This is a genomic window from Pseudomonas sp. KBN10P06128 (genome assembly GCF_037574945.1).
In the GTDB taxonomy this organism is placed as follows: domain Bacteria; phylum Pseudomonadota; class Gammaproteobacteria; order Pseudomonadales; family Pseudomonadaceae; genus Pseudomonas; species Pseudomonas aeruginosa.
This window is the reverse complement of sequence record NZ_JBBELR010000001.1, coordinates 3,313,239-3,326,794: the sequence shown is the minus strand read 5'-3', so window position 1 is coordinate 3,326,794 and position 13,556 is coordinate 3,313,239. Positions and strand designations below refer to the sequence as shown.

Here is a 13,556-nt window from a genome sequence, read left to right as displayed (position 1 = left end):
TCATGTCCTCGGATCGAAGGCGTCGCGCACCGCTTCGCCGATGAACACCAGCAGGCTGAGCAAGGTCGCCAGGACCACGAACACGGTCAGCCCGAGCCAGGGCGCCTGGAGGTTGTCGCGGCCCTGCCCGACCAGTTCGCCAAGGCTCGGCGAGCCGGGCGGCAGGCCGAAACCGAGGAAGTCCAGGGCGGTCAGGGTGGTCACCGCGCCACAGAGCAGGAACGGCAGGAAGGTCAGGGTCGCGACCATGGCGTTGGGCAGGATGTGCCGGAACATCACCCCGGCGTCGCCGAGGCCGAGGGTCCGCGCCGCCTTGACGTACTCCAGGTGACGACCGCGCAGGAACTCGGCGCGAACCACGTCGACCAGGCTGGTCCAGGAGAACAGCAGCATGATCGCCAGCAGCCAGCCGACCCCGGGCTGCACCAGGCTGGCGAGGATGATCAGCAGGTAAAGCATCGGCAGACCCGACCAGACCTCGATGAAGCGCTGGCCGAACAGGTCGATCCAGCCGCCGTAGTAGCCCTGCACCGCGCCTGCGCAGATTCCCAGCAACGACGAGGCCAGGGTCAGGCCGAGGGCGAAGAGAATCGACAGGCGCAGGCCGTAGATCACCCGCGCGAGCACGTCGCGGCCCTGGTCGTCGGTACCCAGCCAGTTCTCCGCCGAGGGCGGCGCCGGCGCCGGGCGCGCGTAGTTGATGCTGCGCGCGTCGAAGCGGATCGGCGGCCACAGCGCCCAGCCGTCGCGGGCGATGCGTTCGCTCATGAAGCGGCCGCGGTAGTCCGGCGGGAACGGCAGCTCGCCGCCGAAGGCGGTTTCCGGATAGTCCCGCAGCACCGGCAGGAACCACTGGCCACGGTATTCCAGCAGCAGCGGGCGGTCGTTGGCGATCAGCTCGGCGAACAGGCAGGTGACGAACAGCACGAGGAACAGCAGCAGGGCCAGGCGCCCGCGGCGGTTGGCGCGGAACGCGGCGAGGCGGCGGCGGTGCAGCGGGGAAAGGACGATGGCCATCTCACTGTTTCCTCGCGGCGAAGTCGATGCGCGGGTCGACCAGGCTGTAGGCCAGGTCGCCGGCCAGCTTCACCAGCAACCCGAGCAGGGTGAAGATGAACAGGCTGCCGAACACCACCGGGTAGTCGCGGCCGAGCGCCGCTTCGTAGCCCATCAGGCCGAGGCCGTCGAGGGAGAACAGCACCTCGATCAGCAGCGACCCGGTGAAGAACACCGAGACCAGCGCCGCCGGCAGCCCGGCCACCACCAGCAACATGGCGTTGCGGAACACATGGCCGTAGAGCACCCGGCGCTCGCTGAGGCCCTTGGCGCGAGCGGTGGCGACGTACTGCCTGGATATCTCGTCGAGGAAGCTGTTCTTGGTCAGCAGGGTCAGGCTGGCGAAGCCGCCGACCACCAGCGAACCCACCGGCAGCGCCAGGTGCCAGAGGTAATCGGCGAAGCGCGCCAGCGCGCCGAGGCGCTCGGCGCCCTCGGAAGCCAGGCCGCGCAGGGGGAACCAGTCCAGGTAGCTGCCGCCGGCGAACAGCACGATCAGGACGATGGCGAAGAGGAAGCCGGGCACCGCATAGCCGACCACCACCAACGCGCTGCTCCACAGGTCGAAGGCGCTGCCGTGGCGCACCGCCTTGGCCACCCCTAGAGGAATCGACACCAAGTAGGTGATCAACGTCGCCCACAAGCCCAGGGACAGCGAGACCGGCAGCTTCTCGGCGATCAGGTCGACGACCCGTGCGTCGCGGTAGAAGCTCTCGCCGAAATCCAGCCGGGCGTAGCTCGACAGCATCAGCCAGAGCCGTTGCAGCGGCGGCTTGTCGAAGCCGTACTGGCGCTCCAGGGCGGCCACCAGCTGCGGGTCGATGCCGGTCTCGCCGTGGCGCTGCGGCTCCAGAGCGCCATGCCCACCCTCCCCGCCACGCCCCAGCGGGCCACCGCCGTCGACGCCCTGCAGGCGCGCGATGGCCTGATCCACCGGCCCGCCGGGTGCGGCCTGGACGATGGCGAAGTTGATCAGCAGGATGCCCAGCAGGGTCGGCAGGATCAGCGCCAGACGGCGCAACAGGTAGCCGCCCATGTCACTGCGCCTCCCGGCTCGGCACGGCCCGCTCGCGGACTTCCCACCAGGTGTTCAGCCCCAGGCTGTAGCGCGGCGCCTGCGGCGGTCGGCCGAAGCGATTCCAGCTGGCGATCCAGACCTCGTCGGAATACCAGGTCGGGATCAGGTAGTAGCCCCATTGCAGCACCCGGTCGAGGGCGCGCACGGCGGTTTCCAGGGCGGCCCGCGAGTCGGCCTCGACCACCGCCTGCACCAGCCGGTCGATGGCCGGGTCCTTCAGGCCGATGCGGTTGTAGCCGCCGGGATCGGCGTAGCTGGAGGAATGCCAGAAGCTGTACTGCTCATTGCCCGGCGAATTGGACTGGGAGAAGCTCGAAACGATCATGTCGTAGTCCCGCGCACGTATGCGCTCGATGTATTGCGAAGCGTCCACCTGGCGCAGGCGCATATCGATGCCGATCCGCGCCAGGTTGCGCTGGAACGGCAGCAGCGCGCGCTCCAGGCCCTTGCCCTGGAGCAGGAGTTCGAAGCGCAGCGGCCGTCCGGCGGTATCCAGCAGGCGTCCGTCGACGGCATGCCAGCCGGCCTCGCCGAGCAGGCGGTAGGCCTGCACCAGGCGCTCATGGATATCGCCGCTGCCGTCGTTCACCGGCGGAGCGTAGGCCTGGCCGAAGACCTCCTCGGGGATCTGCCCACGCAGCGGCTCCAGCAAGGCCAGTTCGTCGGCACCGGGCAGGCCGCGAGCGGCCATCTCCGAGTTGTCGAAATAGCTGCGCAGGCGCTTGTAGCGACCGCCGAAGAGCTGCCGGTTGGTCCATTCGAAGTCGAACAACAGGCTCAGCGCCTGGCGTACCCGGCGGTCCTCGAACAGCGGCCGGCGCAGGTTGAACACCAGGCCCTGGAGGCTGGCCGGGTACGGGTAGGGAAAGCTCTCCTGGCGCAACCGGCCATCGCGCAGGGCCGGCGAGTCGTAGCCGCTGCTCCAGGCCTTGACGCTGGTCTCGACATTGATGTCGGCCTGCCCGGCCTTGAACGCCTGCAAGGCCACGCCGCTGTCGCGGTAGTAGTCGAAACGGATCCGCTCGAAGTTGTACAGGCCACGCCCGACCGGCAGGTCGCGAGCCCACCAGTCGGGGTTGCGCCGGTAGCTCACCGAACGCCCCGCCTCGGCCTTCTCCAGCCGGTAAGGTCCGCTGCCCAGCGGCGGCTGCATGCTGCTGCGGTTGAAGTCGCGTCCCTGCCACCAATGCCTGGGCAGCACGTAGAGCTGGGCCAGCACCAGCGGCAGTTCGCGGTTGCCGGCATGACGGAAGTCGAAGCGGATGCGCAGGCGGTCCTCCACCACCGGCTCGAGGACCTCCTTGTAGTAGGCGCGCCAGAACGGGCTGCCCTGCTCGACCAGGCTGTCGAAGGAAAACTTCACGTCCTCGGCGGTGACCGCCACGCCGTCGCTGAAGCGCGCCCGCGGATCGATATGGAAACGCACCCAGCTGTTGTCCGGGGCTTTCTCGATGTAGCGCGCCAGGTAGCCGTATTCGGTGAACGGCTCGTCCAGTGACTGGAAGCCGAGGGTTTCGTAGATCAGCGCGGCCTGGGTCATGCTGATCGGCGTGCCGCGGTTGGCGAAGGGGTTCAGCGTGTCGAAGCTGCCGCTTTCCATCCGCCGTAGGCTGCCGCCCTTGGGCGCCTGCGGGTCGACGAAGTCGAAGTGCTGGAAACCCGGCGGGTATTTCGCCGACTCGTCGTAGAGCGTGATGGCATGGCGCGGTTCGCTGCGGGCCAGGCTGGCGAGCAGGCAGCAGGCGAAGACAAGGATGCGTCCGGGCATGGCTCAACCACCGAAGTGATAGCTGAAGTCCAGCCACCATTGGCGGCCCATGGCGTCGTAGTTGCCGGTGGGATAGTACGGCCAGCCATCGGAGTCGTCCTCCTTGATCTGGTCGAGCAGGTTGTTCACCGTCAGGCCGACGCTGGCGCGTTCGTTGAGCCGGTAGCGGGCGCTGGCGTTGAACACCGTCCACGGGCTCAGGCGCCCGCTGCCAGCGGCGTTGGTAACGCTGCCGTAGCGCACCGCGAAGAGCGTCGAGGTGAACTGTGCGTAGTCCCAGGTCAGGCTGGCGTTGAGTTTGCTGCGCCAGTCGTGGGAGTCGAGGCTGTCGCGCTGGTTCTCGCTGGGGTAGTCGTCGGACTGCTGGTAGTCGTGGGACAACACCAGGGTGTAGCCGAGGGTCGAGGAGAAGGCGCCGTAGTCGCCGGCGCCCCAGCGGATGTTGCTGCGCAGGTCGATGCCGCTGGTGCGCTCCTTGGCCGCGTTGATGGCATTGACGTAGACCTTGTTCAGGCGATTCGGATCGACGCTGGCGTCGCCGGCGTTGCGCTCGACCCGCGCCAGGGTGTCGCGGCACTGCGCCGAGTCCGGATCGAGCCCGCCGCTGCGGCAGGCCGCCTCGTCGCGCAGCAGTTTGTCCGGATCGAGGGTGGTCAGCAGGTCGTCGATCTGGATGTGGTAGTAGTCGGCGGAAAAGTCGAACCTGCTCGACGGCGACCAGACGAAGCCGTAGCTCCAGTAGCGCCCGCGCTCGGACTTCAGGTCGGGCGTGCCGCTCTGCACGTAGTCGACCCGACCGTTCTTGCAAGCGCCGTCGACGCCTTTCTCGCAACCGTAGTAGTCCTTCTGCGCCGGGTAGTAGCCGTTGGCGTCGGCCTGGTAGATGTAGTTCAGGTCCGGCGCGCGGAAGCTGGTGCCGTAGCTGCCGCGGAGCAGCAGGCTGGTCAGCGGGCGCCATTCCAGCCCCAGGTTGTAGGTGGTCTGCTCCTCGGTGCGACCGCTGAACCTGTACTGGTCCCAGCGGCCGGCGGCGGACACCAGCAGCGTGTCGTGCAGCGGGATGCTGAATTCGCCGCCGGCGGCGTAACGGTCGCGCGAGCCGCCGGAGCTGCTGGCCTTGGAGACGTTGTAGAGAGAGCCGTCGTTGTATTGCGAGTCGGGACGGATCCTGTAGCCCTGCTTGCCCACCTCCAGCACGCCGGCGAAGGCCACCGGGCCGGCCGGCAGGTCGAACAGCTCGCCGTTGCCGGTGAAGCTGTAGGTCTGCGAGTAGGACTCGCTGTGCTGGGTCACGTTGCGCCGCAGGCTGCGCCACTCTTCCTCGCTCAGCGGACGTCCGAGGCGCGCCGGATCGGGATCGTAGACCGGGTAGCCGTCGCGTTCGCCGAGCTTGCGGCCCAGGTACAGGTCGAGGATCCCGGCCGCCGGGGTGTAGCGGGTAGTGCGGTCGCTGCGGTACTCGGAGCGGGTCGCGGCCAGTTCGTATTCCCAGGAAGTATTGGCGACGCGGTCGCTGTAGCCGAGGGTGCCGGTCCAGGACACCTCGCGCCACTTGCTGTTGTTGCTGCTCTTGCCGCCGATCTCCTCGGGCGAGAACAGCCGGTACCAGCGCTCCAGGTCGCCGCTGGAGGCATTGATGAAGTCCGGCGAGGTGAAGGACGGCCCGCGGGTATTGTTCTGCAGGTGGTCGAAGCCGAACAGCAGGTCGGCGAACAGCTTGCCGCTGTCGCTCAGGTGCCAGGTGCCGCCGGCGTAGCCGTCGTAGTTTTCCTTCTTGGTCTGCAGGGTCCAGTAGTTGTTGTAGTACTGGTCGGTCATGCAGCGATAGCCACCCCTGGCGCCCGGCACCGGCGCCACGTTGCCGCCGAACAGGCCGCCGAGGCCGGCGCAGGAGGCGTCGCCGAGGTAGCGTCCGCTCTGCGGGTTCAGCCGGTAACCGACGTTGTTGCCGTCCGGGTAGCTGTCCATGAAACCGCGCTGGTTGGCCCAGACCGGCTGGCGCTGCTCGACCTGCAGGCCGAACAGGCCTTCGAAGTCGCCCGTCGCACCGCCGCCGACCAGTTGCAGGCGCTGGTTGTCGCCGCCGCCGCGCTCGGTGGTGCCGGCGCGCAGGTTGACGTCGACGCCATCGAATTTCTTCTTCAGGACGATATTGACCACCCCGGCGATGGCATCCGAGCCATAGATCGCCGAGGCGCCACCGCTGAGGATCTCGATGCGGTCGATCATGACCGCCGGGATGTTCGCCAGGTTGGTGAAGTTCACCGAGCCGCCATAGGCGGTCGGGTAGTCGGCGACGCGCCGGCCGTTGATCAGCACCAGCGTGTGGTTGGGGCCGAGATCGCGCAGGTTGAGGGCGTTGGCCGCCGGTTGCCAGGTGTTGCCGTAGTCCTCGCCCTGGGTCATGCCGGTGTTCTGGGTCTGCGTCTGCAAGGCCTCGAAGACGTTGCGGTAGCCACGGTTCTGGATTTCCTCGCTGCTGATCACCGTGACCGGCGACGGCCCTTCCTGCTGGGCGCGGGGAATCCGCGAGCCGGTCACCACCACCCGCTCCAGGGTCTGCTCCGCTTTCGCCGCCAGCGACTGCACCTTCGCCGCCGGTACGGCCGCGCGCAGCGGCGCGGCGGAAATCACCGCGCCGCGCTCGGAACGGCGGAACTGCAGGCCGCTACCGCGCAGGGCCTGTTCCAGGGCCTGGTCGACACTCAGCGGACCGCGCACCGCCGGCGCCTGCCGGCCGCGCACCAGCGACTGCTCGAAGGAGATCAGCAAGCCGCTCTGCCGCGAGATGCCTAGCAGCACCTGGTCCAGCGGGCCGGCGGCGACGTCGAAGGTGAGCGCCTCGGCGGCGGGCGCGGGCGTCTCCGCACGTGCCTCCGGCGGCGCGGCGTAGGCCGCCGCGAGCAGCGCGGCCAGGGCCAGGCTGGAAGGCAGGCGTGTGGATGGAGCATGGTGCGGCATCGTTCGGTTCCCCCCGAAAACATGGTTTCCAGGGGATGAGCGATGAGCGCGGGAGATTTGCAGGGCCAGCTTGGAACGCTTTGTTCTGAGCTTATAAACGCAGGCGAATAGGCGTATCGGCGGATAACGCCTCCGGCGTTATTCGCCCTACCCGACAATCTTCCCCAGCTCCGCTACCGGCCTTGCCCCGCGTAGGGCGAATAGCCGCCTGCGGCTATCCGCCGGTCCGAACACGGCGTTATCCGCCCTGCCGCCCTCGGGTCAGTACGTCAGCGCCCCGCACCAGTGCGCGCTCTTCAGTTCCTCGTAGAGCGCGCCGATCTTCAGCGAGCACTGCCGCGACGGCGGGTAGATCAGCGACACCGGGCACAGCGGCGGTTCGAACGGCTGGAGGATGCGTACCAGTCGACGCCGGCGGATCGCCTCCTCGGCCATGAAGCCCATCACTTGGACGATGCCCTGGCCGACCAGCGCCGCGTCGACCAGCGCGTCGGCCACGTCCAGCACCAGGTCGCCGCGCACCGCCAGGCTCAGCGGCTGGCCGTCGCGCTGGAACTGCCATTCCAGCAGCTTGCCGGTATGCAGGTCGCGCACCGTCGGGCAGTTGTGCCCGGCGAGTTGCTCCAGGCGCTCCGGCGTGCCGTGGCTACGCAGGTATTCCGGCGACGCCACCGTGACCCAGCGCAACGCCGCCAATGGCCGGGCGATCAGGCGCACGTCGCCGACCCGACCGAGACGCACGGCGGCGTCGAAGCCTTCCTCGGTGAGGTCGACCAGGCGATCGGTCATCGCCGCCTCGATCTGCAATTGCGGGTAGCGCCGCGTCAGTTCGCGCAGCACCGGCATGATCACGATCCGCCCGAGCGCCTGCGGGGTGGTGATCTTCAGCGGACCGCTCGGCGCGCACTGGCGGTCCACCAGCAACTTCTCGACTTCCTCCAGTTCCGCCAGCAAGGGTGCGCAGCGCTCGTAGAACAGCTGGCCGTCCGGGGTCAGGCTGACGCTGCGGGTGGTGCGGTGCAGCAGACGCACGCCGAGTTCGGCTTCCAGCCGGCCGATGGCGCGCGACAGGCCGGACTGGGTCAGACCGAGGGAAACGGCGGCCTGGGTGAAGCTACGGGTCTCGGCCACGCGGGCGAGCAACTTGACGGCATTCAGGTCCATGGCGATCTCATCGATGATTATTTTCATCAGTGAAAGGACGGAGAGGCTATTTATCACGATTCCAGCATGAGAAACACTGGCCGCGCCCAACCCAGACCAGGAGTCCCACCGTGACGGACCGTGCCGCCCCTTCCAACTGGATGCTCGCCCTGCTCGCCTGCGCGCAACTGATCATCGCCCTCGACGCCACCATCGTGTTCGTCGCTCTGCCGGAAATCAGCCGGGCGCTGGATTTTTCGGCGCAACGCCTGCAATGGGTGGTGAGCGCCTATACGGTGGCCTTCGGCGGCTTCCTCCTGCTCGGCGGGCGCGCCACCGACCTGCTCGGCCGGCGCCGCATGTACGTCCTCGGGCAAAGCCTGTACGCCCTCGCGTCCCTCGCGGGCGGCCTGGCCCAGAGCGAGTTGCCGTTGATCCTCGCCCGCGCCGTGCAGGGCCTGGGTGGCGCGCTGCTGTTCCCGGCGACCCTGGCGCTGATCGGCAATCACTTCGCCGAGGGCCCGGCGCGCAATCGTGCCCTGGCGATCTGGAGCATCGCCTCGGCGTTCGGCCTGGCCCTCGGCTCGGCGCTCGGCGGCGCGCTCACCGAGCTGTTCGGCTGGGCCTCGATCTTCCTGGTCAACGTGCCGCTGGCCGGCGCCGCGGCGCTGCTCGCCCTGCGCCTGATCCCGGCCGACGCCCGGCGCCAGCGCGGTCGGCGCTTCGACCTGGCCGGCGCGCTGACGGTCACCGCCGGCGCCACCCTGCTGGTCTTCGCCCTGGTCCAGGGCCCCGAGTCGGGCTGGGATGCGCCCTCGGTACGTTTCGGACTTTACCTTTCCGTCCCGCTGCTACTGGCGTTCCTCGCCATCGAACACTACAGCCGCGACCCGCTGATGCCGCTGCGCCTGCTGGGCAACCGCAACCTGCAGGTAGCGATGCTGCTGACCGCGATCTTCATGAGCAGCTACGGCGTGCAGTACTACTTCCTGGCCATCTACTTCCAGTCGGTGTACGGCTACAGCGTGTTGCAGACCGGCCTGGCGTTCCTCCCGGCGACTCTGCTCTGCACCCTCGGTATCCGCGTCGCCGAGCGCCTGCTGGCCCGCCACGGGGCACGCGCGACGCTGGTCGCCGGCCTGCTGCTGGGCGCACTCGGGCTCGGCCTGCTGGCAGCGTGCCTGCCGCTGGGGCGCGGCTTCCTGGCGCTGCTGCCGGCCATCGTGATCCTCAGCGTCGGCCAGGGCATGACCTGGACCGCCATGTGGGTGAGCGCCGCCAGCGGCGTCGATCCCGCCGAACAGGGCGTCGCCTCGGGGATGGCCTCGATGACCCAGCAGATCGGCGGCGCGCTCGGCCTGGCCCTGCTGGTGGCGCTGGCCAACGCCCAGGTACGCGGCGCCGATGCCGCCAGCCTGCTGGCCAGCCAGGCGCGCGGCATCGAATGGGTGACCGCGCTCAGCGCCCTGCTCGCCCTGTGCGGCGCCGCCCTGGCCCTGCGCCTGCGCCGCGAGGAGCCCGCGGCGTTGCAGCCGAGTCGCGGCTGATCCCGCTCAGGCGTCGCCCAGCTCGGCGCCGAGCTCCAGCGCCAGGGCCTGGAAGGCCAGGCGCGCGGCACCGGGGTGGCTGCCCTGGCGCCAGAACAGCGCTACCTGACGGGTCGGCAACGCCGGCCGCAGCGCCACGCAGCGCAACCCGGCCTGCTGGCGCGCCACCGCCTCCGGCAGGATGCTGGCCAGTCTTCCGCGGCGAACCACATCGACGATGGCGCTGATCGAGTTCGCCTCCAGCGCAACCCGCGCCGTCACCCCTTGCTGGCGCAGGTAAGCGTCGATGTGCCGGCGCGTGGCGAAGTCGTCGCGCAACAACGCCAACGGCAACTCCGCCAGCGCTGCGGCGGCCAGCGGCGCGTTCGCCGCCGGGTGTTCCGCCCCCAGCACCAGGCCCAGGCGCTCCAGGTAGAGCGGCTGGCTGTCGATCTCCACCGAACCCGGCTCGCTGAAGGCCACGCCAAGGTCCAGGCGATCGTCGATCAGCGCCGCCTCCAGGGCGTCCTGGGGCAACTCCTCGAGGCTCAACTCGATGCCCGGATAGCGCTGATTGAACGGATCCACCAGGGCGCCCACCAGATAGCAGGTGAAGGTCGGCGTCATGCCCAGGCGCAGGCGGCCGCGACTGAGGTCGCGCACCTCGTGGATCGCCCGTTGCGCCGCTTCCAGCTCGCGCAAGGCACGCCGCGCATGAAGCAGGTACAGCTCGCCGGCATCGGTGGGACGCACGCTCCTGCCGGAGCGGTCGAGCAATTGCACGCGCAGTTGCTCTTCCAGTTGCCGCACCTGCTGCGACAGGGTCGGCTGCGAAACGTGCAGCGCCTCGGCGGCGCGGGTGAAGTTGCGATGCTCGGCGACAGCGAGCAGGTAGCGCAGGTGGCGAAGCAGCATGGAAACATCCAACTATAGGTCAGACCAATGATTGGAATAATAAACCGGTCTTGGACCCTATGGCTCAATCCGCGCATCCTGGCCCCACCATTCGACGGCCAGGAGCCCAGCGCCATGCGTGACATCATCGACGGCTTTCTCCGCTTCCAGCGCGACGCCTACCCGGCGCGCTCGCAACTGTTCAAGTCCCTGGCCACCCGGCAAGCCCCCAAGGCGCTGTTCATCGCCTGCTCGGACAGCCGGGTGGTCCCCGAGCTGCTGACCCAGCGCGAGCCCGGCGAACTCTTCGTGGTCCGTAATGCCGGCAACATCGTCCCCGGCTACGGGCCGCAGCCCGGCGGGGTCAGCGCCTCGGTGGAATACGCGGTGGCGGTGCTCGGGGTCGGCGACATCGTGGTCTGCGGCCACTCGGACTGCGGCGCGATGGGCGCCATCGCATCCTGCGCCTGTCTCGACCAGTTGCCGGCGGTGGCCGGCTGGTTGCACCACGCCGAGGCCGCACGGGCGATGAACAGCGCCCACGAACACGCCTCCGAGGCGGCGCGGCTGGACGCCCTGGTGCGGCACAACGTGATCGCCCAACTGGCCAACCTGCGCACCCACCCCTGCGTCGCCCGCGCCCTGGAACAGGGTCGGCTGAACCTGCACGGCTGGGTCTACGACATCGAAAGCGGCCGCATCGACGCCCTCGACGGCGCCAGCCGGCGCTTCGTCTCCCTCGCCGAGCATCCCGAAGTGCGCGCGGTAGGCGGCGCACCCGGGCAGGCGGTCACCTGAATCCCTTCCCTCACAACCACCCGCAAGGAGAGTCATCCCATGCAACACAGCCAAGTGTCCCCCAACGCGCGCCAGCAACTGGCCGAGACCGTGGTCCTGAACAAGGCCCGCCTGGGCCTGTCCTGGCAGGACCTGGCCGACGGCACCGGTCTCGCCCTGACCTTCGTCACCGCCGCCCTGCTCGGCCAGCATGCCCTGCCAGAGGCGGCGGCGCGCAAGGTCGCCGCCCAACTCGGCCTGGACGACGACGCGGTGCTCCTGCTGCAAAGCATCCCGCTGCGCGGCAGCATTCCCGGCGGCATTCCCAGCGACCCGACCATCTACCGCTTCTACGAGATGCTGCAAGTCTACGGCAGCACCCTGAAGGCGCTGGTCCACGAACAGTTCGGCGACGGCATCATCAGCGCGATCAACTTCAAGCTGGACATCAAGAAGGTCGAGGACCCGGAAGGCGGCTCGCGGGCGGTGATCACCCTCGACGGCAAGTACCTGCCGACCAAGCCGTTCTGAAGCGTCGCGCCGCCCGGCTCGCCGCCGGGCGCGCGCCTCAGCGGCTGGCGATGCTGACCCAGTAGGGCCCGTGGTAGTCGATCCGGATCGGCAGGCTCTGCTCCAGCAATGCCAGCGCCACGCCGCTGTCGTCCAGCGGGTAGATACCACTGACGCGCAGCGCCGCCGCGTCGTCGGCGACGCTGACGATGCCGCGGCGATAGGCGCGCAACGCCTCCAGCACCTCCCCCAGCGGACGGTCGCGGACCTCCAGCCGGCCATCCAGCCAGGCGCTCTCGCCGCCTTCGGCAGGACCTCGGGCGAGAATCGCCGAGGCGTCGAAACGCGCACTCTGGCCACGTTCCAGCAGGCATTGCCGTCCGTCGGCCGTGGTGATCCGCACCCGCGACTCGAGCACCACCACCCGCGAGCTGGCACCGTCATCGCTGACCTGGAAGCGGGTTCCCTGCGCCTCGACCTGGCCGCGCCCGGTGTCGACGACGAACGGCCGCGCCGGATCCCGTGCCACGTCAACCAGCAGGCGCCCCTCGCGTAAGCGCAGGCGACGCCGGTAGCCATCGAATTCGGGGCGTACCCGGCTGCGCGCGTCCAGCACCAGTTGGCTGCCATCCTCCAGGCGGAAGCTCTGGCGTTGTCCGGTGCCGGTATACAGGTCGCCGGGCCAGGGGAAGCCGACGATGCCGATCCGCCCCAGCGCCAGCGTCGCCACGCCGAACGCCGCCAGGGCGAGGCTGCGCTGGAGAAACCGGCGACGGGCGGACGGCGCCTCGAGGGCTCCGATCAATTGCTCGGCGCGCAAGCCGTGCAAGGGCTCGTCGCGAAACGACTGCAAGCCCAGGCTGAGCCGGTCGAACACCGCACCGTGCTCGGCGTCGGCCTGGCGCCACTGCTGGAACGCCAGGCGCTCCTCGGCGCCGGCATGGCCGGATTGCAGCAGCGCCATCCACTGCGCCGCTTCGTCGAGGATGCGTTCGCGCCTTCCCTGGCTCATTCGGCAAGCACCTGGTAGCACTGCTTGAAGCCCTCGACCATGTACTGGTGGATGCGGCTGACGGAAACCTCCAGCAAGCCGGCGATCTCCACGTAGGTCAGTCCGCCGATCTGGCTATGGATGAAGGCGGCGCGGGCCTTCGGCGACAGCCCGGCGAGCATGCGCTCCAGGCGCAGCAGGGTTTCCACCACCTGGGCCTGCTCCTCGGCGGACGGCGCGAGGGCCTCCGGAAGCCCGGCCAGGCTTTCCAGGTAGGCGCGTTCCAGGTCCTGGCGCCGCCAGCCGTCGTACATCAACCGGCGGGCGATGGTGGTGAGCAGCGCGCGCGGCTCGCGGATGCTTGCCGGGTCCGGCAGGGCGAGGACCTTGAGGAAGGTTTCCGAGGCGATGTCCTCGGCGCTGTGGGGGCAGCCGAGGTAGCGCCGCAGGCGCCCGCTCAGCCAGGAATAATCGTTCTGGAACATCAGGCCGACGAGGCGATTGCGTGTCTGATCCATGCCCATTCCGCACTCTCGTGCTACGGGCCTGCGCCACCGGGCGTCGGGGTGGCAGGCGAAACCTTGATCGGCGGGAGGCGGCGCCGACGTCGGATTGCACGTGTCCCTCCCGCAAACAGCGATGGCAGACCGCCGGGGCCTGCGCGGAAGGCAATATGCCGCAGAAGCCAGAACGCAAAAAAGAATATTAATTAAGGTGTACTTAACTTTTTGGCATTAGAAGATCGTCGTCCGCCGACGACTGTCGTCATTCCTTACGAAATGGCAACGCCGCGAGCCGCGGAAAGCGGCATACTCGTCAGCTTGTTTCGCCGCGTCGACAGCGCCCGCACCA

The 13,556-nt window shown here is 68.8% G+C and carries 11 protein-coding genes; 3 read left to right on the top strand and 8 right to left on the bottom strand.

Annotated features, from left to right (window positions below; genetic code table 11):
• The 5 genes from VQ065_RS15855 to VQ065_RS15835 all read right to left on the bottom strand — a co-directional run bounded on the left by VQ065_RS15855 (position 1) and on the right by VQ065_RS15835 (position 8,027).
• Positions 1-1,017 carry an ABC transporter permease gene (locus VQ065_RS15855; protein ID WP_003088731.1) on the bottom strand — a complete coding sequence of 339 codons (1,017 nt, stop codon included), beginning with the start codon at positions 1,015-1,017 and terminating at the stop codon, positions 1-3.
• 1 nt (position 1,018) lies between these two features.
• A complete protein-coding gene (locus tag VQ065_RS15850) occupies positions 1,019-2,092 on the bottom strand; it encodes a microcin C ABC transporter permease YejB (RefSeq protein WP_003088729.1) in 1,074 nt (357 codons plus the stop codon).
• A 1-nt stretch (position 2,093) separates the two neighbouring features.
• Positions 2,094-3,902 (bottom strand): extracellular solute-binding protein, encoded by a 1,809-nt coding sequence (locus VQ065_RS15845; RefSeq protein WP_003088727.1) that lies wholly within the window; start codon positions 3,900-3,902, stop codon positions 2,094-2,096.
• A 3-nt stretch (positions 3,903-3,905) separates the two neighbouring features.
• A complete protein-coding gene (locus VQ065_RS15840; protein WP_003088725.1) occupies positions 3,906-6,863 on the bottom strand; it encodes a TonB-dependent receptor in 2,958 nt (985 codons plus the stop codon).
• A gap of 261 nt (positions 6,864-7,124) precedes the next feature.
• Complete coding sequence (locus tag VQ065_RS15835) at positions 7,125-8,027, bottom strand: LysR family transcriptional regulator (protein WP_003107805.1); 903 nt, start codon at positions 8,025-8,027, stop codon at positions 7,125-7,127.
• Between the two features lie 140 nt (positions 8,028-8,167).
• Between VQ065_RS15835 and VQ065_RS15830 the strand changes: the two genes are divergently transcribed.
• Positions 8,168-9,553 carry an MFS transporter gene (locus VQ065_RS15830; RefSeq protein WP_044059441.1) on the top strand — a complete coding sequence of 462 codons (1,386 nt, stop codon included), beginning with the start codon at positions 8,168-8,170 and terminating at the stop codon, positions 9,551-9,553.
• Positions 9,554-9,559: 6 nt separating this feature from the next.
• On the opposite strand, the gene cynR is transcribed toward VQ065_RS15830, so the two are convergent.
• The gene (cynR, locus tag VQ065_RS15825) at positions 9,560-10,447 is read right to left on the bottom strand and encodes a transcriptional regulator CynR (RefSeq protein ID WP_003088709.1); all 888 of its coding nucleotides are present in this window, start codon (positions 10,445-10,447) and stop codon (positions 9,560-9,562) included.
• A 114-nt stretch (positions 10,448-10,561) separates the two neighbouring features.
• Here cynR and cynT point away from each other — a divergent pair, with 114 nt between their 5' ends.
• Positions 10,562-11,224 (top strand): carbonic anhydrase CynT, encoded by a 663-nt coding sequence (gene cynT, locus VQ065_RS15820; RefSeq protein ID WP_014603789.1) that lies wholly within the window; start codon positions 10,562-10,564, stop codon positions 11,222-11,224.
• Between the two features lie 39 nt (positions 11,225-11,263).
• A complete protein-coding gene (gene cynS / locus VQ065_RS15815; RefSeq protein ID WP_003088707.1) occupies positions 11,264-11,734 on the top strand; it encodes a cyanase in 471 nt (156 codons plus the stop codon).
• Positions 11,735-11,771: 37 nt separating this feature from the next.
• Here the strand turns inward: cynS and VQ065_RS15810 are convergent, their stop codons facing one another.
• A complete protein-coding gene (locus VQ065_RS15810; RefSeq protein WP_003088702.1) occupies positions 11,772-12,725 on the bottom strand; it encodes a FecR family protein in 954 nt (317 codons plus the stop codon).
• Positions 12,722-13,228: a sigma-70 family RNA polymerase sigma factor gene (locus tag VQ065_RS15805; protein ID WP_003088700.1), complete on the bottom strand. Its 507-nt coding sequence runs from the start codon at positions 13,226-13,228 to the stop codon at positions 12,722-12,724. The genes VQ065_RS15810 and VQ065_RS15805 overlap by 4 nt, the downstream gene beginning before the upstream one ends.
• Between the last annotated feature and the right edge of the window lie 328 nt (positions 13,229-13,556).

Coding starts and splice junctions, on each gene's coding strand:
- VQ065_RS15855 (WP_003088731.1), bottom strand. CDS start 1,017: ATGGCCATCGTCCTTTCCCCGCTGCACCGCCGCCGCCTCGCCGCGTTC.
- VQ065_RS15850 (WP_003088729.1), bottom strand. CDS start 2,092: ATGGGCGGCTACCTGTTGCGCCGTCTGGCGCTGATCCTGCCGACCCTG.
- VQ065_RS15845 (WP_003088727.1), bottom strand. CDS start 3,902: ATGCCCGGACGCATCCTTGTCTTCGCCTGCTGCCTGCTCGCCAGCCTG.
- VQ065_RS15840 (WP_003088725.1), bottom strand. CDS start 6,863: ATGCCGCACCATGCTCCATCCACACGCCTGCCTTCCAGCCTGGCCCTG.
- VQ065_RS15835 (WP_003107805.1), bottom strand. CDS start 8,027: ATGGACCTGAATGCCGTCAAGTTGCTCGCCCGCGTGGCCGAGACCCGT.
- VQ065_RS15830 (WP_044059441.1), top strand. CDS start 8,168: ATGCTCGCCCTGCTCGCCTGCGCGCAACTGATCATCGCCCTCGACGCC.
- cynR (WP_003088709.1), bottom strand. CDS start 10,447: ATGCTGCTTCGCCACCTGCGCTACCTGCTCGCTGTCGCCGAGCATCGC.
- cynT (WP_014603789.1), top strand. CDS start 10,562: ATGCGTGACATCATCGACGGCTTTCTCCGCTTCCAGCGCGACGCCTAC.
- cynS (WP_003088707.1), top strand. CDS start 11,264: ATGCAACACAGCCAAGTGTCCCCCAACGCGCGCCAGCAACTGGCCGAG.
- VQ065_RS15810 (WP_003088702.1), bottom strand. CDS start 12,725: ATGAGCCAGGGAAGGCGCGAACGCATCCTCGACGAAGCGGCGCAGTGG.
- VQ065_RS15805 (WP_003088700.1), bottom strand. CDS start 13,228: ATGGGCATGGATCAGACACGCAATCGCCTCGTCGGCCTGATGTTCCAG.